This is a genomic window from Micromonospora sp. URMC 103 (genome assembly GCF_051386435.1).
Lineage (GTDB): Bacteria > Actinomycetota > Actinomycetes > Mycobacteriales > Micromonosporaceae > Micromonospora.
On the sequence record NZ_JBPQTR010000004.1, the window covers coordinates 1,326,292 to 1,351,426 of the forward strand.

General features: G+C 75.1%; 23 protein-coding genes. 13 read left to right on the plus strand and 10 right to left on the minus strand.

Annotation, left to right across the window (positions count from 1 at the left end):
* Nucleotides 1–32: 32 nt before the first annotated feature.
* The 3 genes from ACSNOA_RS09805 to ACSNOA_RS09815 form a co-directional block, all read right to left on the minus strand.
* Nucleotides 33–2,102 carry a 3-hydroxyacyl-CoA dehydrogenase NAD-binding domain-containing protein gene (locus ACSNOA_RS09805; RefSeq protein ID WP_436657636.1) on the minus strand — a complete coding sequence of 690 codons (2,070 nt, stop codon included), beginning with the start codon at nucleotides 2,100–2,102 and terminating at the stop codon, nucleotides 33–35.
* Complete coding sequence (locus ACSNOA_RS09810) at nucleotides 2,099–3,295, minus strand: thiolase family protein (protein WP_436657637.1); 1,197 nt, start codon at nucleotides 3,293–3,295, stop codon at nucleotides 2,099–2,101. Before ACSNOA_RS09810 ends, ACSNOA_RS09805 begins: the two co-directional genes overlap by 4 nt.
* A 270-nt stretch (nucleotides 3,296–3,565) precedes the next feature.
* Nucleotides 3,566–4,894 (minus strand): HRDC domain-containing protein, encoded by a 1,329-nt coding sequence (locus ACSNOA_RS09815; protein ID WP_436657638.1) that lies wholly within the window; start codon nucleotides 4,892–4,894, stop codon nucleotides 3,566–3,568.
* A 197-nt stretch (nucleotides 4,895–5,091) separates the two neighbouring features.
* Here ACSNOA_RS09815 and ACSNOA_RS09820 point away from each other — a divergent pair, with 197 nt between their 5' ends.
* Nucleotides 5,092–6,540 carry a S1C family serine protease gene (locus ACSNOA_RS09820; protein WP_436657639.1) on the plus strand — a complete coding sequence of 483 codons (1,449 nt, stop codon included), beginning with the start codon at nucleotides 5,092–5,094 and terminating at the stop codon, nucleotides 6,538–6,540.
* A gap of 434 nt (nucleotides 6,541–6,974) precedes the next feature.
* A complete protein-coding gene (locus tag ACSNOA_RS09825; RefSeq protein ID WP_436657640.1) occupies nucleotides 6,975–7,589 on the plus strand; it encodes a hypothetical protein in 615 nt (204 codons plus the stop codon).
* 16 nt (nucleotides 7,590–7,605) lie between these two features.
* Here the strand turns inward: ACSNOA_RS09825 and ACSNOA_RS09830 are convergent, their stop codons facing one another.
* Nucleotides 7,606–8,178, minus strand: a complete 573-nt coding sequence (locus ACSNOA_RS09830; RefSeq protein ID WP_436657641.1) for a DUF3000 domain-containing protein — start codon at nucleotides 8,176–8,178, stop codon at nucleotides 7,606–7,608.
* Nucleotides 8,179–8,305: 127 nt separating this feature from the next.
* On the opposite strand from ACSNOA_RS09830, the gene hemE reads away from it, so the two are divergent.
* From hemE to hemQ, 3 genes are read left to right on the plus strand one after another with little or no spacing between them, the layout of a single operon-like run.
* On the plus strand, nucleotides 8,306–9,412 hold the full coding sequence (gene hemE / locus ACSNOA_RS09835) for a uroporphyrinogen decarboxylase (protein WP_436657642.1): 1,107 nt from the start codon (nucleotides 8,306–8,308) through the stop codon (nucleotides 9,410–9,412).
* Nucleotides 9,413–9,417: 5 nt separating this feature from the next.
* Nucleotides 9,418–10,827 (plus strand): protoporphyrinogen oxidase, encoded by a 1,410-nt coding sequence (gene hemG / locus ACSNOA_RS09840; RefSeq protein ID WP_436657643.1) that lies wholly within the window; start codon nucleotides 9,418–9,420, stop codon nucleotides 10,825–10,827.
* The gene (gene hemQ, locus ACSNOA_RS09845) at nucleotides 10,824–11,525 is read left to right on the plus strand and encodes a hydrogen peroxide-dependent heme synthase (RefSeq protein WP_436657644.1); all 702 of its coding nucleotides are present in this window, start codon (nucleotides 10,824–10,826) and stop codon (nucleotides 11,523–11,525) included. Before hemG ends, hemQ begins: the two co-directional genes overlap by 4 nt.
* A gap of 79 nt (nucleotides 11,526–11,604) precedes the next feature.
* On the opposite strand, the gene ACSNOA_RS09850 is transcribed toward hemQ, so the two are convergent.
* From ACSNOA_RS09850 to ACSNOA_RS09860, 3 genes are read right to left on the minus strand one after another with little or no spacing between them, the layout of a single operon-like run.
* On the minus strand, nucleotides 11,605–12,096 hold the full coding sequence (locus ACSNOA_RS09850) for an N-acetyltransferase family protein (protein WP_436657645.1): 492 nt from the start codon (nucleotides 12,094–12,096) through the stop codon (nucleotides 11,605–11,607).
* 58 nt (nucleotides 12,097–12,154) lie between these two features.
* Nucleotides 12,155–12,607, minus strand: a complete 453-nt coding sequence (locus ACSNOA_RS09855) for a GNAT family N-acetyltransferase (RefSeq protein WP_436657646.1) — start codon at nucleotides 12,605–12,607, stop codon at nucleotides 12,155–12,157.
* A 50-nt stretch (nucleotides 12,608–12,657) separates the two neighbouring features.
* On the minus strand, nucleotides 12,658–12,918 hold the full coding sequence (locus tag ACSNOA_RS09860) for a Prokaryotic metallothionein (protein ID WP_436657647.1): 261 nt from the start codon (nucleotides 12,916–12,918) through the stop codon (nucleotides 12,658–12,660).
* Between the two features lie 156 nt (nucleotides 12,919–13,074).
* Here ACSNOA_RS09860 and ACSNOA_RS09865 point away from each other — a divergent pair, with 156 nt between their 5' ends.
* From ACSNOA_RS09865 to ACSNOA_RS09875, 3 genes are all read left to right on the plus strand, one after another.
* Entirely contained in the window at nucleotides 13,075–13,350 is a 276-nt protein-coding gene (locus ACSNOA_RS09865) for an isoamylase early set domain-containing protein (protein WP_436657648.1), read from the plus strand.
* Between the two features lie 102 nt (nucleotides 13,351–13,452).
* A complete protein-coding gene (locus ACSNOA_RS09870; protein WP_436657649.1) occupies nucleotides 13,453–14,196 on the plus strand; it encodes a lytic polysaccharide monooxygenase in 744 nt (247 codons plus the stop codon).
* A gap of 73 nt (nucleotides 14,197–14,269) precedes the next feature.
* On the plus strand, nucleotides 14,270–14,872 hold the full coding sequence (locus tag ACSNOA_RS09875; RefSeq protein WP_436657650.1) for a DUF305 domain-containing protein: 603 nt from the start codon (nucleotides 14,270–14,272) through the stop codon (nucleotides 14,870–14,872).
* 34 nt (nucleotides 14,873–14,906) lie between these two features.
* Here the strand turns inward: ACSNOA_RS09875 and ACSNOA_RS09880 are convergent, their stop codons facing one another.
* A complete protein-coding gene (locus ACSNOA_RS09880) occupies nucleotides 14,907–15,281 on the minus strand; it encodes a hypothetical protein (protein ID WP_436657651.1) in 375 nt (124 codons plus the stop codon).
* A gap of 35 nt (nucleotides 15,282–15,316) precedes the next feature.
* Nucleotides 15,317–15,721, minus strand: a complete 405-nt coding sequence (msrB, locus tag ACSNOA_RS09885) for a peptide-methionine (R)-S-oxide reductase MsrB (protein WP_436657652.1) — start codon at nucleotides 15,719–15,721, stop codon at nucleotides 15,317–15,319.
* A 47-nt stretch (nucleotides 15,722–15,768) separates the two neighbouring features.
* Between msrB and ligD the strand changes: the two genes are divergently transcribed.
* The 5 genes from ligD (at nucleotide 15,769) to ACSNOA_RS09910 (ending at nucleotide 24,528) form a co-directional block, all read left to right on the plus strand.
* Nucleotides 15,769–16,797, plus strand: a complete 1,029-nt coding sequence (ligD, locus tag ACSNOA_RS09890; RefSeq protein WP_436657653.1) for a non-homologous end-joining DNA ligase — start codon at nucleotides 15,769–15,771, stop codon at nucleotides 16,795–16,797.
* A gap of 109 nt (nucleotides 16,798–16,906) precedes the next feature.
* Nucleotides 16,907–20,101, plus strand: coding sequence for an FtsX-like permease family protein (locus tag ACSNOA_RS09895; protein ID WP_436657654.1), 3,195 nt, complete (start codon nucleotides 16,907–16,909; stop codon nucleotides 20,099–20,101).
* Nucleotides 20,098–22,800, plus strand: coding sequence for an FtsX-like permease family protein (locus ACSNOA_RS09900; RefSeq protein WP_436657655.1), 2,703 nt, complete (start codon nucleotides 20,098–20,100; stop codon nucleotides 22,798–22,800). The genes ACSNOA_RS09895 and ACSNOA_RS09900 overlap by 4 nt, the downstream gene beginning before the upstream one ends.
* Before the next feature lies 1 nt (nucleotide 22,801).
* Nucleotides 22,802–23,797: an ABC transporter ATP-binding protein gene (locus ACSNOA_RS09905; RefSeq protein ID WP_436657656.1), complete on the plus strand. Its 996-nt coding sequence runs from the start codon at nucleotides 22,802–22,804 to the stop codon at nucleotides 23,795–23,797.
* Between the two features lie 38 nt (nucleotides 23,798–23,835).
* Complete coding sequence (locus ACSNOA_RS09910) at nucleotides 23,836–24,528, plus strand: ABC transporter ATP-binding protein (protein ID WP_436658365.1); 693 nt, start codon at nucleotides 23,836–23,838, stop codon at nucleotides 24,526–24,528.
* 154 nt (nucleotides 24,529–24,682) lie between these two features.
* On the opposite strand, the gene ACSNOA_RS09915 is transcribed toward ACSNOA_RS09910, so the two are convergent.
* Entirely contained in the window at nucleotides 24,683–25,135 is a 453-nt protein-coding gene (locus tag ACSNOA_RS09915; RefSeq protein WP_436657657.1) for an N-acetyltransferase family protein, read from the minus strand.

Sequence of the window (25,135 nt, forward strand, 5' to 3'; positions counted from 1 at the left end):
CGGCCACCGCGATGCCGGGGAGCGGGGATGGATCAGGCGGGGAGGCTGGCCGCCCCGTGCGGGAGGAAGCGCCGGCCGGTGACCCGCTCGGACGTGCCCGTCCGGTCCAGGTACGGCGTGACGCCGCCCAGGTGGAACGGCCAGCCGGCACCGAGGATCATGCACAGGTCGATGTCCTGGGCCTCGGCCACGACACCCTCGTCGAGCATGAGCCGGACCTCCTGCGCCAGCGCGTCCAGCGCGTTCTGGCGGACCTGCTCGGCGCTTAGGGGAGCGTCGCCCACCACCAGCAGCGTGGCCACCTCCGGGTTCACCTCGTCGTCGACGACGATGGGCTGGCCGGAGTCGGCGATCCGCTTGAGGTTCTCGCTCACACCGAACCGGTCCGGGAACGCCGCGTGCAGCGTCCCGCCCACGTGGTACGCCACGGCCGGCCCGACGAGCTGGAGCAGGGCGAGCGGGCGCATCGGCAGGCCGAGCGGGTCGAGCGCGCTGTTCGCCACGTCCAGCGGGGTGCCCGCGTCCACGGCCGCGAACACCGTGCCGAGGAAGCGGGTGAGCAGCCGGTTCACCACGAACGCGGGGGCGTCCTTGACCAGCACCGAGGACTTCCGCAGCTGCTTGCCGACCGCGAACGCGGTGGCCAGGGTCGCGTCGTCGGTGCGCTCGCCCCGGACGATCTCCAGCAGCGGCAGCACGGCGACGGGGTTGAAGAAGTGGAAACCGACCACCCGCTCCGGGTGCTCGAGATCCTCCGCCATGGCGGTCACCGACAGGCTGGAGGTGTTGGTGGCGAGCACCGCCTCCGGCTTGACGATCTTCTCCAGCTCGGCCCAGACCTGCTTCTTGACGCCCAGGTCCTCGAAGACCGCCTCGATGACGAAGTCGGCGTCCGCGAACACGGCCTTGTCGACCGAGCCGCTGACCAGGCCGTACAGCTTGGCCGCCGTGCCCTTGTCCATCCGGCCCTTGCTGACCTGCTTCTCGATCTGGGTGTGGACGTAGCCCACGCCCTTGTCCACCCGGGCCTGGTCGAGGTCGGTCATCACGACGGGCACCTGGAGCCGGCGGGCGAACAGCAGCGCGAGCTGGCTCGCCATGAGGCCGGCGCCCACGATGCCGACCTTGGTGACCGGACGCGCGAGGCTCTTGTCCGGCGCGCCCGCCGGCCGCTTGGCCCGCCGCTGCACGAGGTCGAACGCGTACAGGCCGCTGCGCAGCTCCTCGGAGAAGACGAGGTCCGCGAGCGCCTCGTCCTCGGCCGCCGTGCCGGCCGCGAAGTTGGCGTCCTTGGCGGTGTCGAGCAGGTCCAGCGCCTTGTACGCGGCCGGCACCGCGCCGTGCAGCCGCTGGTCGAGCGTCTGCCGCGCGAAGTAGAGCACCCCGGCCCACATGTCCCGGTCGACCTCGGGGCGGGTGACGGTGATCTGGCCGCGTACCACGCCCGCGGCCCACTCCAGGGAGCGCTCGAGGAAGTCGGCCGGCTCCAGCAGGACGTCGGCGATGCCCAGCTCGGCCGCCTGCTTCGGCTTGAGCATCTTGTTCTGCATGAGCGGGTTCTGGATGATCACCTGGGTCGCGGCCGGGATGCCGATCAGGTTCGGCAGCAGCTGGGTGCCGCCCCAGCCAGGCACCAGGCCGAGCGAGACCTCGGGCAGGGCGAGCGCCGCGGCGCCCCCGGAGAGCGTCCGGTAGTGGCAGTGCAGCGCCAGTTCGAGGCCGCCGCCCATCGCCGCGCCGTTGACGAACGCGAACGTGGGCACGCTGCTGTCCTTGAGCCGGGCGAAGACCCGGTGGCCGAGCCGGCCGATCTCAAGCGCCTGCTCCCGGTCCGTCAGCAGCGGCAGGCCGGTGATGTCGGCGCCGACGCAGAAGACGTACGGCTTGCCGGTCACCGCGATGAACGCCGGATCCGCCGCGAGGGCCGCCGTGATCGCCTCGTCCAGGCTGGTGAGGCCACCCGGTCCGAAGGTGTTCGGCTTCGTGTGGTCGAAGCCGTTGTCCAGGGTGATGAGGGCCGCCGGGCGGTCCAGCCTCGGCACGTGCACCTCGCGCAGCAGCGCCCGGGTGACGACCTCGTTCGGTGCGGCGAGCGCGCTCACTTGTCTCCACCCTCCCAGTGCGGGTTCTCCCAGATCACGGTGCCGCCCATGCCGATGCCGATGCACATGGCGGTGAGGCCGTAGCGGACCTCGGGGTGCTCGGCGAACTGCCGGGCGAGCTGGGTCATCAGCCGTACGCCCGAGGAGGCCAGCGGGTGCCCGATGGCGATCGCGCCGCCCCACGGGTTGACCCGCGGGTCGTCGTCGGCGATGCCGAAGTGGTCGAGGAAGGCGAGCACCTGCACGGCGAACGCCTCGTTCAGCTCGAACAGGCCGATGTCGTCGATGGTGAGGCCGGCGATGCGCAGCGCCTTCTCCGTCGACGGGATCGGGCCGTAGCCCATCACCTCCGGCTCGACGCCCACGAAGCCGTACGACACGAGCCGCATGGCGACCGGGAGGCCCAGCTCACGGGCGGTGTCCTCGGCGGCGATGAGGCTCGCGGTGGCCCCGTCGTTGAGGCCGGCCGCGTTGCCCGCCGTCACCTTGCCGTGCGGGCGGAACGGGGTCTTGAGCGTGGCGAGCTTCTCCAGCGAGGTGTCCCGCGGCGCCTCGTCGACCCCCGCGAGGCCCCAGCCGCCCTCCTCGTCGCGGGTTGCCACCGGCACCAGGTCGCCCTGGAGCTTGCCGTTGGCGTACGCCTTGGCGGTCTTCTGCTGGGAGGCGAGCGCGAACGCGTCCGTGCGCTCCTTCGTGATGTGCGGGAGCCGGTCGTGCAGGTTCTCCGCGGTGGCACCCATGACCAGGGCGGACGGGTCGACCAGCTTCTCCGCGATGATCCGCGGGTTCGGGTCGACGCCCTCACCCATCGGGTGGCGTCCCATGTGCTCGACGCCGCCGGCGATGGCGATGTCGTACGCGCCCATGGCGATGCCACCGGCCACAGTGGTCACCGCGGTCATCGCCCCGGCGCACATCCGGTCGATGGCGAAGCCGGGAACCGTCTTGGGCAGGCCGGCCAGCAGGGCGGCGGTCCGGCCGATGGTGAGGCCCTGGTCGCCGATCTGCGTGGTGGCGGCGATCGCCACCTCCTCGACCCGCTCCGGCGGCAGCTGCGGGTTGCGGCGCAGCAGCTCGCGGATGCAGCGGATCACCAGGTCGTCGGCGCGGGTGTTGGCGTACATGCCACCCGCCTTGCCGAACGGGGTGCGGACGCCGTCGACGAAGACGACATCCCGAACTTCACGGGGCACTTGAGCCTCCTTTTCGACCATGCTCGGTCCCGCGCCGGCATGCGGCACGACGGACCGGACGAAGGTCGCCGGCACTGGCGTGGTCCCTCGGATGCTACTCGTCAGTAACCAAACCCGGACACCGCCCCCCGGTGTAACCCAGCCCACACCGGCACCCCGTCCGCCGTGCGCCGCGTTGATCATGAAGTTATTGCGCCGACACGCCGGGCGGGCGGGCAATAACTTCATGATCAACGGGCAAGGGCTGCGGCCCGGAGGCGGCGGGTCGCGTCAGGGGGTGGAGGCGGGGTCCTCCAGGGCGACCGTCAGGTCCTTCACGAGCAGGCCGATCTGCCACTCGCGGGCGCCGAAGCCCCGCAGCGTGTCGGCGACCGTCTCCTCGGTGACGTCCTCCGGCGGCACCCAGGCCAGCCGGCGTACCGAGTCCGGAGCGATCAGGTTCTCCGCGGGCAGCCGGTGCTCGCCGGAGATCCGCAGCACCACCTCCCGGCAACGCGCCAGCCGCGCCGCGGCCACCGGATCCCGTTCGGCCCAGCGGTGCGGGGGCGGCGGCCCCTCGACCACGGGGGCGACGGGCAGCGCGTCCTCCGGCAGTTGCCGGGCGTCGTCCAGCGCCGCGAGCCAGGTGCGGGCCAGCCGGCGTACCGACCGGCCGCCGAACCCGGGCAGGGTCAGCAGCGTCTTCTCGTCCTTCGGGTCGAGTTCGGCCGCCGCGATGATCGCCGAGTCCGGCAGCACCCGCCCCGGCGCCGCGTCCCGGCGGGCGGCGATCTGGTCCCGGGCGTACCACATCGAGCGCACGCGAGCCTGCGCCCGCGCGCCGCGCACCCGGTGGATGCCGGAGGTACGCCGCCACGGCTCGGCGCGGACGCGCGGCGGCCGGGCGCCGGTGCGGACCAGCGCGGCGAACTCCTCCGCGGCCCACTCCGACTTGCCCTGCCGGGTCAGCTCCTCGTCGAGGGCGTCCCGCAGGTCGACGAGGAGCTCCACGTCGAGCGCCGCGTACGTCAGCCACGACTCCGGCAGCGGCCGGTTCGACCAGTCGGCGGCCGAGTGGTGCTTCTCGAGGGCGAACCCCAGCAGCTGCTCGGTCAGCGCGGCCAGGCCGACCCGCTCGAATCCGGCCAGCCGAGCGGCCAGTTCCGTGTCGAACAGACGGCGAGGCCGCAGCCCCAGCTCGGCCAGGCAGGGCAGGTCCTGGCTGGCCGCGTGCAGCACCCACTCGGCCTCGCCGATCACCTCGTCGAGGGAAGTGAGGTCGGGCAGCGGCAGCGGGTCGATCAGGACCGTGCCGGCGCCCTCGCGGCGGAGCTGCACCAGGTACGCCCGCTGGCTGTAGCGGTAGCCGGAGGCGCGCTCGGCGTCCAGGGCGACGGGGCCGCTGCCCGCGGCGAACCGCGCCACGACCTCGGCGAGTTCCTCCGGGGTGGCCACCGGCTGGGGGGTGCCCTCGCGGGGAGCGGTCAGCAGCACGGGCGCGTCGGCCGTGCCGTCGGTCTCCGCGTCCGTCGGCTCCGGCCGGCCCGACGGCGGGTCGTGCGGCGCGTCGTCCGGCCGGTCTACGGCGGCCCGACGGCGCAGGGGTGGTTCGTCGGTCACCTGACAACCCTAGTGCGCGCGGCGACCCGGCGTGCGCAGCCGGTGGGCCTGTGTCGATCGGATGGCCGGCAGACGGGCCGTCGCGGCGCCGGACATCGGGGGAGACAAAGCCCGTTCCCGCCGGTACGGTCCGAGAGCCACCGCCACGGGTCCGGCCCGGAGGCGGCTTCAGCGTCGACGGGGAGGGCGTGGCGATCATGACGGCTGGCTACGGTTCGGCTGGCTACGGTCCGGGCGAGGGGCACCCGGCGGAGGCCGGCCCCCACGACCCGGCCCGTGCGACGGGGGACCGCCCGGGACCGCTGCCACCGCGGATCGAGCCGGCCCGCGCCGCCGTGCCGGGCTGGCCGGCGCCACCCGCACCCGCGCCCGGCCCTCCCACGCACCCGGCGGCCGGCGGCGTTCCTCCGCAGCCGGCCGTGCCCGGCGTTCCCCCGCAGCCGACGCCGGCCGCGGCTCCCGCACCACCGACCCCGGCCGCGGCTCCCCCGCCACCGACCGGTCCCGGCGTCGCCACGCCGCCGCCCTCGGCCGCGGTTCCCGGACAGCCGACCGGGCCCGGCCTCTTCATGCCACCCACCGGCCCCGGCCTTTCAGCGCCGCCGCCCGGTCCCCGTCTTTCAGCGCCGCCGCCCGGTCCCGGCGGCGCGGGACCGGTGCCCTCCGCCGCCGGTACGCCGGCCGAGGCAGGCGCCGCCGTACCCGCACCGCCGGCCCCGCCCGTCGGGCCGGCTCCGGTCGCGTACGGTCCGCCGACCGGCCCGGCCGGGAACGCGCCGTTCGGGTCGGTGCCACCGGCCGGACCGACGTGGCCGGCGGGGACCGTGGCGTACCCGGCCCAACCCGCGCCGCCGCCGGCCCCCCGCCGGCGCGGGCGCTGGCTCACCGTCCTCGCCGCGCTGGTCGCCCTCGCGCTCGCCGGGCTGGCCGGGTTCCAGGCGCACCAGATCGACCGCCTCGGCGACCGTCTCGCGGCCACCGACCGCCGGCTCGCCGAGGCCCAGAGCGACGACGGCGCGCGGCTGGGCGGGGTGGAGAAGCGTACGGAGGCGCTCGAGAAGCAGGCCGGTGCGACGTTCAACCCGGAGGCGGTGGCCAGCGCCGCGCTGCCCAGCGTGTTCCGGGTCCGCGCCGGCCAGTTCACCGGCACCGCGTTCGCGATCGGAAAACCGGCCGCCGGTGGCGGGACGAACCTGTTCACGAACTTCCACGTGGTGGAGGCGGTCTGGGACGGCGGCGGCCGGGAGGTCTTCCTGGAACGCACCGACCAGCGCTTCGCGGCGACCATCGTGAAGGTCGACAAGACCAACGACGTCGCCCAGCTCCGCACCACCGGCCGCTTCACCGGCCTGGTCGCCGCGCCCGAGGCCGTGAAGTCGGGTCAGCAGATCGTCGTGGTCGGCGCGCCGCTCGGTCTGGAGGACAGCGTCACCACCGGGGTCGTGAGCGCGTTCCGCGACGCGCGGGACGGCTCCGGGCCGGTCCTGCAGTTCGACGCGCCCATCAATCCCGGCAACTCGGGCGGTCCGGTGATCAACGGCAGCAAGCAGGTCGTCGGCATCGCCACGGCCAAGGCGCGTGACGCCGAGGGCATCGGTCTCGCCGTACCCATCGCCATCGCCTGCGACGGCTTCAAGATCTGCTGACCGTGCGGGCCTGCCCGGGCGCTGACGCCCGACGGCCGGCCCCGACCCCGACCACCCCGACGTCCGCCCGGGTCCTGCCGGCCGGCCGTCGTACCACTGACGGTCCGTGGCGTCCGCCGCCGCGGACCGCGTCACCCTGGAGGAAAACGAGATGACCCAACCACCGACCGGGCCGCAGGGCTTCCCGCCCGCGTCCCCGGCGCAGCCAGCCAGGCCCGATCACCCGCCGCCCGCCGGCACGTACCCCGCGACGCCGCAGCCGCCCGCGCCGTACGGCGTGGGGCAGCCGGCGCCGGCCACCGCGCCGATGCCGGCGCAGCCCGCGGGGCACACGCAGCCGATGCCGGTCTACCCGGCGGCAGCCGGGCATCCCGCCGCGCCGGTCCAGCCGGCGCAGCACACCCAGCCGATGCCGGCGCAGCCCGTCGCGCCGGTTGCCCACGCAGCCGTTCTCCGGGCCGCCCGCCGCCGGGTACCCGCCGGCCAGTTCGCCGCCGTACGGTGTCTCCGCGCCGCCGGTCGTCGGCGTCGACCAGCCCATGTCCGTGCCGCCCGTGTCCGGCCCGGTCTACGGCGCGCCGATGTCGGCGCCGCCCGGCACCATGCCGCCGTACGGGCCGACCGGACCGGGCGCCGGTCGTGGCCGCACCGTGCTGGTCCTGGCCGTGGTGGCGGGGCTGCTCTTCGTCCTCGGCGGTGTCATGACCGGCCTCTACGTGACCAAGAGCGGCGAGCTGGACCGTACCGAGCGGCGTCTCACCGCCCAGGTCAGCGAGCGCGACGGCACGATCGCCGCGAACGCCCGGGAGCTGGAGAAGCTCAAGGCCGACCTGCAGGGCGTCCAGGACAAGCTGGCCGACACCGAGCAGGACCTCACGGGCACCCGCAACGACCGGGACGAGCAGGCCCGGCAGAAGAAGGTCATCGCCAACTGCCTCGACAAGCTGACCACCGCCCTCGGCGCGGCCGCCGCCGGCAACAAGGGCGAGTACGACAAGGCCATGAGCGGCCTCAACAAGGTCTGCGACGAGGCCGAGAACTACCTCTGACGCCGCCCGTACGGGGTCAGGCCGCGCCGGCGGAGCGACGCTCCGGCAGCGCGGTCACCCCGGGCGGCGGCAGCCCGGCCGTCGAGGCGAGCAGGGCGCACCACGCCAGCAGGTGGGGGGCCAGGTCGTCGTCGACCGGTGTCCAGGAAGCGCGGATCTCGATGTCGGCCACGGCGGGCGGGCCGGCCAGCTCGCCGAACCGGGTCGACATGGTCTGGGTGACGGTGCCGCCGATGGCCCGGTGGCCGGCGTCCTGGGCGTCGAGGGCGTCGGTGAGCCACGTCCAGCCGACCCCGGGCAGCAGCGGATCGGCGGCCAGATCGACCTCCAGCTCGGCGGTCACGTAGGTGACCAGCCGCAGGGTGCCCTGCCACGCCTCGTGCCCGGCCGGGTCGTGGAGCAGGATGAGCCGCCCGGTGGCCACCTCGTCGCCGTCGCGCAGCACGCTCGCGGCGAGCGCGAAGGCGTACGGGGCGAGGCGCTGCGGCGCGCCGACCTCCTCCAGCACGATCTCCGACCGGGGCGCCGCGGACCGTAGCCCGGCAACCGCGCGGGCGAACGTCTCCGGGAGCGCGATCGGGGGGGCCATGCGGGCAGCCTATGCCCGCCGCCCACCCGCCGCCGCGACGGCGCGCCGACGGGTGGCGGCACACCGCGGGCGGGGCGGATCACACGTGGGGGCGGTGGGCGTCGCGGGCGTCGGGCGGCGTGGCACGATGGCCGCGATGAGCACGGACACCACGGGCGACGCGGCCCGAGACGGAAGCCCCGCCCCTGCCGGACCGGGCGACTCGCCCTTCGTCCGGGCCTGCCGGCGCCAGCCCGCACCGCACACGCCGGTCTGGTTCATGCGTCAGGCCGGCCGCTCCCTCCCCGAATACCGGGAGATTCGCGCGAACGTCGGGATGCTGGAGTCCTGCCGTCGCCCCGAGATGGTCACCGAGATCACGCTCCAGCCGGTTCGCCGGCACGGGGTGGACGCGGCGATCCTGTACAGCGACATCGTGGTGCCGGTGGCCGCCGCCGGGGTCGAGCTGGACATCGTCCCGGGCACCGGGCCCGTGGTGGCCGAGCCGGTGCGCACGGCCGACGACGTCGAGCGGATCCGCCCGATCGGCCGCGACGACGTCCCCTACGTCGACGAGGCCGTCCGGTCGCTCGTCGCCGAGCTGGGCGACACCCCGCTGATCGGCTTCGCGGGCGCGCCGTTCACGCTGGCCAGCTACCTGATCGAGGGCGGGCCGTCACGGACGCACGCGAAGACCAAGGCGCTCATGCACGGCGACCCGGACCTGTGGCACGCGCTCTGCTCGCGGCTGGCCGAGGTGACGCTCGCGTTCCTGCGCGTGCAGGTGGCGGCCGGGGTCTCCGCGGTGCAGCTCTTCGACTCCTGGGCGGGGGCGCTGTCGGAGGCGGACTACCGCCGCTACGTGCTGCCCCACTCGACGAGCGTGCTCGCCGGGCTGACCGACGCGGGCGTCCCGCGCATCCACTTCGGGGTGGGCACGGGCGAGCTGCTCGCGGTCATGGGCGAGGCCGGAGCGGACGTGGTGGGCGTCGACTGGCGTACGCCGCTGGACGTGGCAACCCGCCGCATCGGCCCGGACCGGGCCGTGCAGGGCAACCTCGACCCGGCCGTGCTCCTCGCACCGTGGCCCGTCGTCGAGGCCGAGGTGCGCCGGGTGCTGGAGGAGGGCCGGGCCGCGCCGGGGCACGTGTTCAACCTGGGCCACGGCGTGCTGCCGGAGACCGATCCGGAGGTGCTGACCCGGGTGGTCGCGCTGGTTCACGAGCTGACCGCCGGCGCGGGCGACCGGAGCTGAGCGGGATGCGGCGGCCGTGGCGGGTGGCGGTGATCGGCGGCGGAATCGCCGGGCTGGCCGCCGCCGTCCGGTTGCGCGACCGCGCGCCCGCCGGCACCGAGATCACGGTGTACGAGCAGTCCGGCGCGCTCGGCGGCAAGCTGCGCACCGGCGAGCTGGCCGGCCGGCCCGTCGAGTTCGGCGCCGAGTCCTTCCTCATGCGCGATCCGGCCGGTGGCGAGTCCGCCGCCGTGGCGCTGGTCCGCCGGCTCGGCCTGGCCGACCGGATCGTCCACCCGACCGTCGGGCAGGCCGCGCTCGCCGTCGACGGGAGCCTGCGCCCGGTCCCGGGCGGCACGCTGGTGGGCGTACCCGGGGACCTCGCGAAGGTCACGACGGTGGCCACACCGGCCGCGGACGCAGACCGGGACGCCGGCCGCCCGCTGCTCGACGAGGACGAGGACGTGAGCGTCGGGGCCCTGGTCCGGTCCCGGTTCGGCGACGAGGTCGTCGACCGCCTGGTCGACCCGATGCTGGGCGGGGTGTACGCGGGGCGGGCCGACGACCTGTCCCTGGTCACCACCATGCCGGCGCTGGCGCGGACGGCCCGCGTCGCGCACACCCTCGTCGGCGCGGTGCGTGCCGCGCAGGCCGCCGCGCCGCGCGCCCCCGGCGCCCCCGTCTTCGGCACCCTGGTCGGCGGGCTCGGCACGCTCGTCGAGGCGGCGGCCCGCGAGAGCGGCGCGACGATACGCCGGGACGCGACCGTCCGGAAGCTGCACGCGACGCCGGCCGGCTGGCGGTTGACCGTGGGCCCCACGCGCGACCCGGAGCACGTCGAGGTCGACGCCGTGGTGCTCGCCCTGCCGGCGCGCCCGGCCGCCCGGCTCCTCGCCGGGCCGGCCCCGGAGGTGGCCGGCACCGTTGGCGGGCTGGACTACGCGAGCGTCGCGCTGGTCACCCTCGCGCTGCCCGAGCCGGAGCTGCCGGAACTCTCCGGCTTCCTGGTGCCCGGCACCGAGGGGCTGCTCATCAAGGCGTCCACGTTCTTCACGACGAAGTGGGGGCACCTGCGCCGGCCGGACGGGTTGGCCCTCGTGCGGGCCTCGGTCGGCCGGTACCGCGAGGAGGAGCAGCTCCAACGCCCCGACGAGGACCTGGCGGCGACCGTGCACCGCGAGCTGTCGGCGGTGGTCGGCACGCCGCTGCCCGCGCCGGTGGCCGGGCACGTCCAGCGCTGGGGCGGCGCGCTGCCGCAGTACACGCCCGGACACACCGACCGGGTGGCCGTGGTGCGGGCCGCGCTGCGGGCGAGTCACCCGACCCTCGCCCTGGCCGGCGCCGGGTACGACGGGGTGGGCATCCCGGTCTGCGTCCGCTCGGGTGAGACGGCGGCCGACGAGATCATCACTGCACTGGGAGGATCGGGGACATGAGCGAGCAGACCAACGCGGCCCGGCTGCGGGAGCTGAACGACACCATCCGCTACACCATGTGGTCGGTGTTCCGGGCCAGCAGCCCGCTGCCCTCGCTGCGGAACAACGTTACGGCCGAGGTCGAGGCGCTCTTCGAGGAACTGGCCGGCAAGGACGTGACGATCCGCGGCACGTACGACGTGTCCGGGCTGCGCGCCGACGCGGACCTGATGATCTGGTGGCACGCGTCGTCCAGCGACGCGTTGCAGGACGCGTACCTGCGGTTCCGCCGCACCACGCTCGGCCGGGCCATGACCCCGGTCTGGTCGCAGATGGCCCTGCACCGGCCGGCCGAGTTCAACAAGAGCCACATCCCCGCGTTCCTGGCCGGCGAGGAGCCGCGCGCCTACCTGTGCGTCTACCCGTTCGTCCGCTCGTACGAGTGGTACCTGCTGCCGGACGCCGAGCGGCGCGAGATGCTCGCCGAGCACGGCCGGCTGGCCCGCGGCTACCCGGACGTGCGGGCCAACACGGTCGCCTCGTTCGCGCTGGGCGACTACGAGTGGATGCTCGCCTTCGAGGCCGACGAGCTGCACCGGATCGTGGACCTGATGCGCGACCTGCGTGCCTCGGCCGCCCGCCGGCACGTGCGCGAGGAGGTGCCGTTCTTCACCGGGCGCCGCCGGTCCGTCGCGGACATCGTGAGCTGCCTCGTCTGACCGGTCCGGAATCCCCCGATCGCCGATGTGGCGGTGTCCCGATCCACCGGACACCGCCACATCGCCGTACCGGTGTCGGTCAGAGGAGTTGCTTGACCATCACCTGCTCCCGGCGGACGCCGTCGGGCATGAGGTCGCCGAGTTCCCCCGTGGTCACGAACCCCTGGCGCTCGTAGAGGCGGACGGCCGCCTCGTTCCCCGCCGCCACCGCCAGCCGTAGCCGGTCCGCGCCGGCCTCCCGGGCCCACCGGGCGACGGCGTCCACGAGCGCGTCGCCGACGCCCCGGCCGCGCGCGTCCGGGTGCACCCACAGGGAGATGAGTTCGGCCGTCCCGGCGGTCGGGGTGGGCACGCCGCTGCCCATGCCCACCGGTCGCCCGTCGAGGTGCGCGAGCAGGTTGTGCGAACCGGGGATCGCCAGGCGGTCCCGCCAGCGCTCCTCACGGTCGCCGTCGCCCTGCCAGTCCGCGAGGCGGGATCCGAAGGCGTACGGCGCCTCGGCCAGCGCCCCGAGGCGCGCCTCGCGCCACAGTTTCCAGTCGTCCGGGCTGAGCACCCTGATCTCGATCATGGGCGTCATGGTCCCGCCGTGCGCGCCCGGCACGCGACCCGATTCCCGCGCGGGACCGTCACCTGCCGGGATCGCGGCGCATGGGGACGTGCGGGATGCCGTCCTCGACGTACTCGGGGCCGGTGACCGTGAAGCCGTGGCGGGCGTAGAAGTCGACCAGGTACGACTGGGCGTCGAGCACGCAGGGACGGTCGCCCACGACGGCCAGCGCCTCGGTCAGAAGCCGGCCGGCGTGGCCCCCGCCGCGGGCCCGGGGCGCCACCACCACGCGACCGATCCGGGCCACGCCGCCCGGGTCGGCGAGGATCCGCAGGTACGCCACGGGTCCCACCGCGTCGGCCAGCCAGAGGTGCCGGGTGCCCGGCTCGACGTCACGGCCGTCCAGTTCCGGGTACGGGCAGTCCTGCTCGACCACGAACACGTCGATCCGCAGCCTCAGCAGGTCGTGGAAGGTGCGGGCGTCCAGGTCGGCGAAGGTGGCGGTGTGCAGCTCGATGGTCCGCGGCGGCATTCCGCGATCGTAGGCCGCCCCGGTGGACCGGCCGCGGGAGGCGTACCGCTTCAGGCGGGACGGACGCCCACCGCGTCGCGGATCTCGGCGCCCTGGGCGCCCTCGACGGCCCGGGCGCAGTGCCCGCTGCAGAAGAACCGTCCGTTGACCTCGACGCCGTGCCCGACGATCTTGATCTGGCAGTGCTCGCAGATCGGAGCCAACCGGTGGATCGCACACTCGAAGCTGTCGAAGGTGTGCGTGTCGCCGCTGACGGTGCGCACCTCGAACGCCATCCAGTAGTCGTTGCCGCAAACCTCGCACGTCGCCATGGAAAACCCCCGAATCAGGACAGGTGTCCTCAGACTGCGGCAGGCCAGGACGGCACAGGGCGGAACCGCTGCAATCCGCCTCGTGCGGGCGGCGTGTCGACCCCGGCGTGTCGCCCGTTAGGCCCGGTAGGCACCCCGAGCCCCTGGAGGTACTCCGTGATCAAGCGCAACAGGCTCTTCGGCAACCAGACCCGCGTCACCTTCTGCCTGCCGCGGGACACGCCGCCGGGGACGGTGAGCGTGGTCGGCTGCTTCAACGGCTGGGAGCCCGGCCGGCACGAGCTGGTGGCCCGACGGGACGGCACCCGCACGGTGACCGTGCGGCTCGGCCCGGGGGAGTACCGCTTTCGCTACCTGGCGACCGGCGGCGTCTGGCTCGACGACGACACGGCCGACCGCGTGGACGAGCGTGGCTGCACGCTGGTGATCTGACGACATTCAGGAGCGCCGATTCTTTTATCGATAAGGGTCTTTACTGTTAACAAAGTTTAATTTATGTTGGGGGCATCGTCATCCGGCCGTGGAGGTGCCACCATGCGTCGAAGAATCACCGTCCCGATCGTGGCGGCGGGCGCCGTCCTGTCCTCACTCGCCGTCGCCGCGCCCGCCCAGGCGCACGGCTACGTGTCGTCGCCGCCGAGCCGCCAGGCGCTCTGCGCACAGAACCGGGTCCCCGACTGCGGGCAGATCAAGTACGAGCCGCAGAGCGTCGAGGGACCGAAGGGCCTTCGCAACTGCCACGCGAACATCGCCCAGTTCGCCGTGCTCAACGACGACAGCCGGGGCTGGCCGGCCACCTCGGTCGGCAGCACGGTGACCTTCACCTGGGTCAACACCGCCCGGCACGCCACCAGCAACTGGGAGTACTACATCGGCAACAGCCGGGTCGCCGTCTTCAACGGCAACGGCCAGCAGCCGGGGGCGACCGTCACGCACACGGTGAACCTGGGCGGCTACTCCGGCCGGCAGAAGGTGCTTGCCATCTGGAACATCGCCGACACCGCCAACGCGTTCTACTCCTGCATCGACCTGCAGATCGGCGGGGGCGGCGGCCCCGGCCCCACCCCCACACCGACGCCGACACCGACGCCCACCCCGCGGCCGACGACCACGCCCACCACGCCGCCGCCGGCGGGTGGCACCTGGACCGTGGGCCGGGCCTACCAGGTCGGTGACGAGGTCACCTACGGCGGGCGGACGTACCGCTGCCGCCAGGCGCACACCGCGATCGCCGGCTGGGAGCCGCCGAACGTGCCGGCGCTGTGGAGCCAAATCTGACCGTACGGGCGCGGCCCGTCCCGCCAGCGGGCCGCGCCCCCGTACCCCTGTCGGCTCCACGCCGGAGGTCCTCATGACCCGTCCGCCCGCGGCGGTCGCCGCGCTCGCGGCAGTGCTGCTGGCCGCCGGCTGCGCGACCGGCCCGGCCCCGTCCGCCACCCCGGCGCCGCCGCCCGTCGCGGCGTCCGCTGCCGCGCCCGGCGGCTCCGCGCCGACCGCGGCGAGCGGCATCGACCTCCTCTTCCTCACGATGATGGCGGCGCACACCGAGCAGACGTTGGAGATCGTCCGGTCGGTCCGGGACCGCGTCACCGACCCGGAGCTGCGGACCCTCGTCGCCGCGATCGACGTGACCGAGGCCGACGAGCTGGCCACCATGCGCGGCTGGCTGCAGGCCGCGAGCCAGGCGCCGGACGAGGCGCGCCGCCGGCACGACCACGCCGGGCACGGCGTCTCCGCCACCGACCTCGCGCGGCTGCGCGACGCCGCCGACGGCGAGGTCGACGCGGTGCTGCGCGAGGTGCTCGCCGACCATCAGCGGGCGGCGGCCGACCTGGCGCGGGCGCACGTGAGCGCCGGCACCGACGAACGGGTACGCGACCTCGCCCGGCGGATCGAGCAGTCGCGTACCGCCGAGGTGCGGCTTCTGGCGGGATCGCCGGCCGCCCAACCGTGACCGCCGGGCGTGATGTCCCGAGCGGCGGCCGCGGTCACCGCTGGCGCGACTGGCGGAGGGCGAGCGCGACCGGCAGCAGCGGCACCAGCACCCAGAGCTGGCGGACGGTGTAACGCCGCAATTCACCGGGGATGTCGACCCCGGCCAGCTCCCGCGCCAACGCCTCCGGGCGACGCAGCGCCACGGCGTGCAGGGTGAGGGGGACGTAGTTGAGGCCGAGCAGGACGAAGTAGCCGCCCAGCACGGCGTCGCCCGGGCCGTCGGCGTCCGCGACGAGCCACCCGCCCAGCGCCAGGCAGCCGAGCACGCCGACGGCGAACTCGGTCAGGATCACCCGGCGACGGACCGACGACCCGGCCGAGCCGTGCAGGTCGATCGCCGCGAGCCGGCGTACGTCGAGAAGGGTCACCCGTCAACAGGTAGCCCACGTGCGCCAGCCACCGGTCAGCGCGGCTCCAGCCGGATCGAGAGCGAGTTGACGCAGTGCCGGGTGTCCTTGGGTGTGAAGCCCTCGCCGTGGAAGACGTGCCCCAGGTGGCTGTCGCACCGGGCGCAGCGGATCTCGGTGCGGACCATGCCGTGGCTGCGGTCCTCGATCTCCCTGACCCGCCCGGGGATGGCGTCGTCGAAGCTGGGCCAGCCGCAGTGCGAGTCGAACTTGGTGTCGCTGGAGAAGAGTTCCAACCCGCACGCCCGGCAGTGGTAGACGCCCTGGGTCTTGGTGTTCACGTACTCGCCCGTCCACGGGCGCTCGGTGCCGGCCTCCCGCAGCACCCGGAATTCCTCCGGGGTCAGGCGGACGCGCCACTCGTCCTCGTTGCGGGGCAGCTGGGTGTCGTCGAGACTCACCCGTCAACGGTACGCCGGACGTCGGAGGCGTCGCATATGGTCGCCTGATGGGTGGCACCACGAAGGGAACGGTGACCGAGGTCGAGGTGGCCGGGCACACCGTACGGCTGACCAGTCCGGACCGGGTGATCTTCCCGCAGCGGGGGTTCACCAAGGGCGATGTCTTCCACTACTACCTGGCCGTGGGTGACGGCATCCTGCGCGCCCTGCGCGACCGGCCCACGACCCTGCAGCGCTTCCCCGAGGGCGTCGAGGGGGAGATGTTCTTCTCCAAGCGGGTGCCGACCCGGGGCGTGCCGCCCTGGGTGCAGACCGCCCAGATCACCTTCCCGAGCGGGCGTACGGCGGCCGAGCTCTGCCCGGCCGACCTGGCCCACGTGGCGTGGGCCGCCCAGATGGGCACCGTGGTGCTCCACCCGTGGCCGGTGCGGGCGGCCGACGCGGACCGGCCCGACGAGCTGCGCGTCGACCTCGACCCGCAGCCGGGCACCGACTTCGCCCACGCCGCGGAGGCCGCCGGCGAGCTGCGGGCCCTCCTCGACGAGCTGGGCGTCGCGGGGTGGCCGAAGACCTCCGGTGGCCGGGGCGTGCACGTCTACCTGCGCATCCAGCCCCGCTGGACGTTCGTCGAGGTGCGCCGCGCGACCATCGCGCTGGCGCGGGAGCTCGAACGCCGCCGTCCCGACCTGGTCACCACCTCCTGGTGGAAGGAGGAGCGCGGCGCGCGGGTCTTCGTCGACTTCAACCAGATGGCCCGTGACCGCACCATCGCCTGCGCGTACTCCCTGCGCGCCAACGCCCGGGCCACCGTCTCCACCCCCGTCACCTGGGACGAGCTGCCCGACGTCGATCCGGACGACTTCGACCTGGCCACCGTCCCCGCCCGGCTCGCCGAGCGGGGTGACCCGCACGCGGGCATCGACGACGAGCCGTGGGACGTCACGCCGCTGCTCGAGTGGGCCGAGCGGGACGCCGCGGCGGGGCAGGGCGACATGCCCTATCCCCCCGACCACCCGAAGATGCCGGGGGAGCCGAAGCGCGTCCAGCCGTCCCGGGACCGCGACCGCCCACGCTGACCAGGGCTCCGCCCCGCACGGTAACGATCAAGTAACGGGCGGAACCTTTTCCCTCGGTCGACCGCTTTCCCTGGTCGTTCGGCCCGACGGGGGCCAGGGGAGGGGTCGGATGAAGCTGGTGTGGAGGCGGGCCGGCGAGGCGCGGGGGCTGCTGGCTGCCGCGGTGGTCGCCGCGCTGGTCGCGGTGGCCCTGGTGACCGGCCTTTCCGACTACAACCGCCGCGCCGTGGACGCGGGGCAGCGCGCGCTCGTGGCGGCCGCGCCCGCCGAGGAGCGCAGCCTTCTGGTGAGCGGCTCCGGCGGCACCGGCGTCGCCGAGTTCACCACCCGCGACCGGGCGGTCCGCGACGAGTTCGCGGGCGGTCTCGGCGGCGCCCCGGTCACCGTGGCCGCGGCCCGCTACGGCACGGGCCGGGAGCTGACCGGCGACCTCGGCACGGTGACCCGGCGCGACGGGCAGCCGGTCTTCGCCAACCTGTTCACGCTGGGGGACCTGGCCCGGCACGCCGAGTTGACCGCCGGCGCGTGGCCGGTCCCGGGCGCCCGGCCGACCCAGGTGACGCTGCCGGAGAAGGTCGCCGCGACGCTCGGGCTCACGGTCGGCGAGCGTGTGCCGCTGCGGGACCGGCGTACCGACCGCGCCGACGAGGTCGTGCTCGCCGGCACGTGGCGGCCGCGTGACCCGGCCGAGTCGTACTGGCGGCTGGCCCCCGGGGTGGGCACGGGCGCCAGCGCCGCCTCGGACACGTCGTACGGGCCGTTCGCGCTCGACCCGGCCGATTTCGCGGCCACGTTTCCCGGTCTGGTCTCCGCCTCCTGGCTGGCCGAGCCGGACCTCACCGCCGTCGAACCGTCCCGGCTGGACCCGGTGCGGAAGGCGGTGGCGGCGGTGGCCGCCGACCTGCCGACCGCGGCCGGTCTCGGCGCGTCCGCGCAGACCGCCACCCGGATCGACGGGCTGCTGGACCGGATCGCCCGAGCCGATCTCGTGGGCCGCTCCGCGCTGACCACCCCGCTGCTGCTGATCGTGGTGCTCGGCGGGTACGCGCTGGTGCTCGTGGCCGCGTTGCTGCACGAGGACCGTCGGGCGCAGACCGCCCTGCTGCGGGCCCGGGGCGCCGCGCGCCGGCAGCTCGCCGGGTTCGCGGCGCGGGAGGCGACCCTCGTGGTCGTACCGGCCGGCCTGCTCGGGCCGCTGGTCGCCGGGGAGGCGCTGCGGCACCTGCGACCCGCGGGGGCGACGGGGTTCGCCGACGCGGGCAACGGGACGCTGCTCTGGGCTGCCGCGGCCGCGGCGGCCGCGGGCTGCCTGGCCGCGATGGTCGCGCCCACCCTGCGGGGGGCCGGGACGTACGTGGCCGACATGGCCGCCCGGTCGCGGCCCAGTCGCGGCGCCGCCGTCCAGCGGGCCGGCCTCGACCTGGCGCTCGTCGCCCTCGCCGTGCTCGCCTGGTTCCAACTGCACCGGTACGCCTCGCCGTTGGCCGGCGCCGGCGGCCGGCTCGGCGTCGACCCGCTGCTGGTCGCGGCGCCGACCCTCGGTGTGCTGGCCGGGGCGGTCGTGGCGCTGCGGCTGCTCCCGCCGGCCACGCGGTTCGCCGAACGGTTCGTCGACCGGCGTCCCTGGACGGCCACCATGTTCGGCATGTGGCAGGCCGGGCGACGCCCGCACGCCGGCCCGGTGCTGCTGCTCGCCCTCGCCGTCGGGGGCAGCACCCTCGCCTGGTCGCTGGTGTCCACCGGGGAACGCTCGCAGGTCGAACAGGCCGACCACACCGTCGGCGCCGACCTGCGGCTCACCGAGCGCAACGGCGCCGCGCCGCCCGCCCGGGCCGGGCAGATCGCGGCCCTGCCGGGCGTGGACCACGCGCTGCCCGCCTGGCGTGACGAGGTGCGGGTGGGCCGGGAGGACCTGCCGGTCACCGTGCTCAGCCTGGACGCCGCCGCCGCGGCCGACACCGCCCGGTTCAACGACCGGCTGGCCGACGATCCGGTGCCCGCGCTCTACCGGCGCATGGTCGAGGCCCGCGGCACACCCGCCGGGACCGAGCTGCCGGCCGGCACCACGGCGATCACCGGCGTGGTGCGCACCCGGGTCGAGGAGGCGCTACGGCCCATCGACGTCACCGTGACGCTCCTGGTCACCAGCACGGCGGGACACGCGTGGCGGCTGCCCATGGCCACCGGTGGCGCCGACGGCCGGGCCGTCCCGTTCACCGTGGAACTGCCCGACTCCGGGGGCGTCCCGCTGCGGCTGGCCGGCTTCGAGGCCGACGGCGGCCCGCTGGAAGGACTCGTCTACCGACTCACCGTGGAGGACCTGCGCGTGGTGGGCGCCGACGGCGCAGCACGGCCGGCTGGGTTGAGCGGGTCCTGGGCGGTCGTCGCCCCGGAGGACTACCCGACCGCGCCCGCGAAGGTGAACCCGACCGGCATCTCCGGCGACAAGCTGGCTCGGATGACGAGCGGTTCGCGCTACTTCACCGCCCCGCCGTCCCGGTTCACCGTCGTGCCCGCCGCCGAGAACGCCCCGGTGCCGGCGCTGATGACCCCGCGGGTGCGCGAGGCGCTGAGCCTGAAGGTCGGTGAGACGGTCAAACTGGCCCTCTCCGGGGCGTCGGTGCCGGTGCGGCTCGTGGGTGAGGTCGACGCGGTTCCCGCCACGGCCGGCGAGGGTGTGCTGCTCGACCTGCCGGCCGCGGTGGACTGGCTCGTCCGGGCGAGCGGGACGATCCGGCCCACGTCGGAGTGGTGGGTCGACACCACCGCCGCCGGGCACGCCGACGCGGCCCGGGCCGTCACCGAGCTGGCCGGGGTCACCGTTCTCGACCGCCGGGCGGCGGCGAGGACGGCCGCCGAGGACCCGTACTGGCGGGGCGCCCGGGTCGGCCTCCTCGCCGCCGCGCTGGGTTCCGTGCTGCTCGCCCTCGTCGGGTTGATGGTCGACGTCTGGGCCACCGGTCGACACCGCCTCACCGAGTTCGCGGTGCTGCACACGCTCGGCGCCACGCCCCGGCTGCTGGCCCGGGCGCTGCTCGCCGAGCAGACCTTCCTGGCCGGCATCGGCGTGGGCGTCGGCCTGCTGCTCGGCGCGGCCGTCGGCGCGACCATGGCGCCGCTGGTCATCCTCACGCCGGCCGCCGGCCGGCCGGTGCCGGAAGCGGCGTTCGCGCTGCCCTGGGCGCCGATCGGGACGACCGCGCTCGGCCTCCTGGTGGCCGCGCTCGGCGCCAGCGCGTTCATGGCGTCCGGCCTCCGGCAGCGGGTGGCGGCGGCGCAGCTGCGGATCGGGGGAGAACGGTGAGCATCGGCGGGGTCGTCAACCGGGTCCGGGCGTACGGGGGGCAGTTCCTGCTCCTGGGCGTCCTGACGCTGGTCATCACGCTGCTGATCAGCGGTGTGCCACGGGTCGCCAACCGGCTCACCGACCAGGGGTTGCGGGAACACCTGGCGGCGCAGTCGCCGGCCCAGCGCGACTTCACGTACACGGCGGGGCAACTCGCGGGCGGCACGGGCCCGTCGGACGCCCGGGGCGCCCAGGCGGAGACGGACAAGCTCCAGGCGGCGATGCCGCCCGAGGTCCGCGACGCGGTCGCGGAGCGCTGGTTCGCCGCGGACACCCCGTTCGCCCGGCTGACCGGACCGGACCTCAAGGTGAACAACCTGCTGGTCGACCTGAAGCTGCGGGCAGCGCCCGGCGTGCCCGAGGCGGCCACCCTCGTGGAGGGACGGTGGCCGGACGCCGGCCGCCCCGCTCGTGGCGAGCCGGTGCAGGTGGCGCTGGGCGAGCACGTCGCCGGGAGACTGCGCGTCCACGCCGGCAGCCAGCTGCGCCTCGCCCTGCCCTCCGACGCGGGGGAGCTCGCGCCCACGCCGGTGGTCGTCGTCGGCATCTTCACGCCGAAGGACCCCGCGGACGGCATCTGGGACACGGTTCCGCAGCTGCTGCGGGCGGGCGAGCCCCAGGGCGACGGGGAGCCGTACCTCGCCGTGGGGCTGGCCGACGCGGGCGCCGTGGACGGCCGGGCCGCCGAAGGATGGCCGTTGCACTTCACCTGGCGCTACCGGATCGGCGCCGACGGCGTCGACCCGCAACGGGTGGGCGCCACCATCGACGCCATCGAACGTCTGCAACGGGCCACGCCCGAGGGGTTCGCGCTGACGCAGGGAGTGGACATACCGCTGCGCGAGTTCCGCGACGCGCTCGCCTCCGCCCGGACGCTGCTCGCGGTGATCGCGACCGGTGTGCTCGCCACCCTGGCCGGCCTGGTGGCGCTCGCCGCCGGCCTGGCGGCGCGGCGCCGGCGGTCCGAATTCGCGCTGCTGCGAGCGCGCGGGGGTGGGCGCACGATCGCCGCCCGCCGGAGCCTCGCCGAGTCGCTCCTCGTGATCCCCGTGGCGGGGGCGCTCGGGTGGCTGCTCGGCACGCTCGTGCCCGGCGCGCCCGGCTCGACCGTCCCGCTCGCCGCGGTGGCCGCCGTGCTGGTCACGCTGGCGCTGCCGGTGGCGGCGCTCGCCGTACCGACCGGCGCCGGGCGGCGCGACCTGGTCCGCCTGCGCCCCACGGCCCGCCGGCTCACCCTGGAGGCGTTCCTGCTGCTGCTGGCCGCGCTCGCCGTGGTGCTGCTGCGCCGGCGCGGCCTCACGCTCGGGGAGGTGGACCCGCTGCTCGTGGCCGTGCCGGTGCTGCTGACGATCGGCGTCACGGTGCTGGTGCTGCGCGTGTACCCGTGGCCCCTCCGGCTCCTCAGCCGGTTCACGGCGCGTACCCGCGGAAGCGTGGCCTTCCTCGGCACGGCCCGTGCCGGTCGCTCCGTGGTGGCCACCCCGCTGGTGGTCGTGGTGCTGGCGATCGCCACCGCCGCGTTCTGCGGGGTGGTGGCCGCGGGAGTCGAGGCGAGCCGCGACCGGGCCGCGAGCCGCGCGGTGCCCGGCGACGCGCTGATCGTCGGCGACCGGCTGGCGGCCGACACCGGCGACCAGCTGGGCCGACTGCCCGGCGTCGAGGCCGTGGCGGCGTTCCTCGACGAACGCGGCCAGCGGTTCGCGCGCGACGCGGGCGGCACCGACGCCGGCGCCGGGGACACCCGCGTGCTCGCGGTCGACGGTCCCGCGCTCGCCGCCGTGAGCCGGAAGGCGGGCCGGGAGTCGACCGTGCCGCCGGCGCTGCTCACCGGAGCCAGCCCGGGACCGCTGCCCGCGGTGGTCTCGCCAGCGGTCGCGGCCGACCTCGCCCGGGCTGGGCTGGACCGGTCCGCGTTCGTCGCCGTGCAGGGTCAGCGGTACGAGTTCCGGGTCGCCGCCACGGTCGACAGCTTCCCGCTCGTCGCGGGGACGACCGAACGGTTCGTCGTCCTGCCCCTCCAGGCGCTGCCCGCGCGGCACACCGTCCGGGCGCCGACCGGCTTCCTGCTGGCCGGTGACCACCTGGACACCGGCGAGCTGAGCCGCGTCGGCGACGAGGGGCAGCGCCGGTACCTGAGCACCGGCACCGTGACCGGCGGCGCGCCGCCGCGCGGCGTGCAGGTAAGCACCTGGGCGGACACCCGCGCGCAGCTCGGCGGCGGTGGGGCCAACGGCCTGCTGGTCTTCGGGTTCGCCGCCGGGGCGGCCGGAGGGGTGGTCCTCGGCCTGCTGGCCATCGCGTTCACCGTGCTGGCCGGCGCCCGCGCCCGCGGGCAGGTGCTGTCCCGGCTGCGTACCCTCGGCCTGTCCCGCCGGCAGTGGCGGGGCCTGCTCCTCGTCGAGCTGGCCCCCCTGGTCGGCGTCGCGGTGGTCACCGGCGCGCTGGTGGGTGCGCTGCTGCCGCTGCTGCTCACCCCGTTGCTCGGCCTGTCCGCCTTCACCAGCGGAATCCCGGTCCGGGTCGCGTTCGAGCCGGGCCTGGTGGCCGCGGTCGTCGCGCTCGGGGCGGTCGCCCTCGGCTTCGCGGTTGCCGTCGAGGCCCTGAACAACCGCCGGCTGCGCCTCGGTGAGGTGCTCCGGCTCGGAGAGGAGAGCTGAGATGACCGCTACCGCGGCGACACCTGTCGTACCGGACCTGGCCGCCCTGCAACAGCGCGCGGCGCAGCGCGCGGCCGAGCGGGCCGGCGGCCGTGACCGGCTGCGCGGGCACATCGTGTGCGACGGGCTGGTGCGCATCTTCAAGACCGAGGGGGTGGAGGTGGTCGCCCTGCAGGGGCTGGACCTGGTCATCGACCGTGGCGAGCTGGTGGCCATTGTGGGCGCCTCCGGCTCCGGCAAGTCCACCCTGCTCAACATCCTCTCCGGGCTGGACACCCCGACCGCCGGCATCGCGCGGGTGGCCGGGTACGACCTGCTCAACCTCTCGGTGAAGCGCCGGCTCAGCTACCGGCGGCGGACCGTGGGCTTCGTCTGGCAGCAGACCGGACGCAACCTGCTGCCGTACCTGACGGCGCTGGAGAACGTGGAGCTGCCGATGAAACTGGCCGGCCGGCGCGGCGGCCGAGCCCGCCGGGAACGGGCGCGGGAGCTGCTCGACCTGGTGGGCGTCGGCTACTGCGCGGACCGGCGGCCGGGCCAGCTCAGCGGCGGCGAGCAGCAGCGCTGCGCGGTGGCCGTGGCGGTGGCCAACGATCCGGAGGTGCTCTTCGCCGACGAGCCGACCGGCGAACTGGACGAGGCCACCGGCGCCGAGGTCTTCGGGGCGCTGCGCACCATCAACGCCGAGCTGGGCGTCACCGTCGTAGTGGTCACCCACGACCAGGCCGTGGCCACCCAGGTCCGGCGGACCGTCGCGATCCGCGACGGCCGGACCGCCTCGGAGGTACGCCGTACCGCGCGCATCGGCGCCGACGGCAGCGCCGAGTTGGTCAGCGAGGAGTACGCGGTGCTGGACCGCACCGGCCGGATGCAACTGCCGGCCGCGTTCGTGGAGGCGCTGGCGCTGCGGGACCGGGTCCGGCTCGATCTGGAGCCGGACCATGTGGAGGTGCGGCCGGGCGACCAGCAGCGCACGGAACGGGAGGCGCAGGCGTGAACGGGCACGACGTGACGACGACGGGTCGGGGTGGCGCGCTGGCCGCCACGGTCACCGGCGAGCTGGTGCGGGTCGAGGGCGTGAGCCGGACCTTCGGCCGGGGTGAGCGTGCCGTCCACGCGGTACGCGACGTGTCGTTCACCGCCGCGCGGGGCGAGCTGCTGGCCATCCGCGGGCGCTCGGGCGCCGGCAAGACCACGCTGCTGAACCTCGTGGGTGGGCTGGACCGGCCGGACAGCGGCCGGGTGACGGTGGCCGGGCACGAGGTGACGGGCGCGAGCGAACGGGAACTGCTGGACCTGCGCCGGGGCACCATCAGCTTCATCTTCCAGACGTTCGGGCTCGTGCCGATCCTCTCCGCCGCCGAGAACGTGGGGGTGCCGCTGCGGCTCGCCCGGGTGCCGGCCGCCGAGCGGGAGGAGCGGGTCGCCGTACTGCTCGAACTGGTCGGGCTCGGGGCGCACGCCGCGCAGCGGCCGTACGAGCTGTCCGGCGGGCAGCAGCAGCGGGTGGCGGTGGCCCGGGCCCTGGCCAACGAACCGGACCTGCTGATCGCCGACGAGCCGACCGGTCAGCTCGACTCGGAGACCGGCCGATCGATCATGGACCTGCTCCGCGCCGTGGTGCAGGCCCGCGGCACCACCGTCCTGGTGGCCACGCACGACCCCGCCCTCATCGAGTTGGCCGACCGCACCCTGACCCTCCGCGACGGCCGCCTCCTAGATACCTGACCGCCTCGCGCGCCCCCGCGCCCCCGCCCCCGCGCCCCCGCCCCGTCGGCGTCGATCATGCAGTTGTGGTGCCTGCTCTGCGCCGATTCGCGGCCTTTGTAAGGCACCACAAGTGCATGATCGCCGGGCGGATGGGGCGGGGGTTGAGGGTGGGTTAGAGGGGGAGTTTCATTCCCTCGTGGCTCGCCACGAAGCCGAGGTTGCGGTAGAAGCGGTGGGCGTCGTGGCGGGTCTTGTCGGTGGTGAGCTGCACGAGACCGCAGCCACGCTGCCGGGCCTGGTCGATCGCCCAGACCATGAGTTGCCGGCCCAGCCCCTGGCCACGCCGGTCGGAGCGGACGCGGACGGACTCGACGAGCGACCGTTCGGCGCCGTGCCGGCCGAGGCCCGGGATGTAGGTGATCTGGAGGCAGCCCACCAGCTCACCGCCCTCGTCGGCCACGATCAACTGGTTGCGCGGGTCGGCCGTAACGTCCGCGAACGCCCTCTCGTACGCCTCGTCGACCTCGGTGAAGTCGCGTGTCTTGCCGAGCGGGTCGTCGGCGAGCAGGGCGAGGACGGCGGGCAGGTCCGCCCGGACGGCCTCCCGGAAGATCACGTCAGCCAT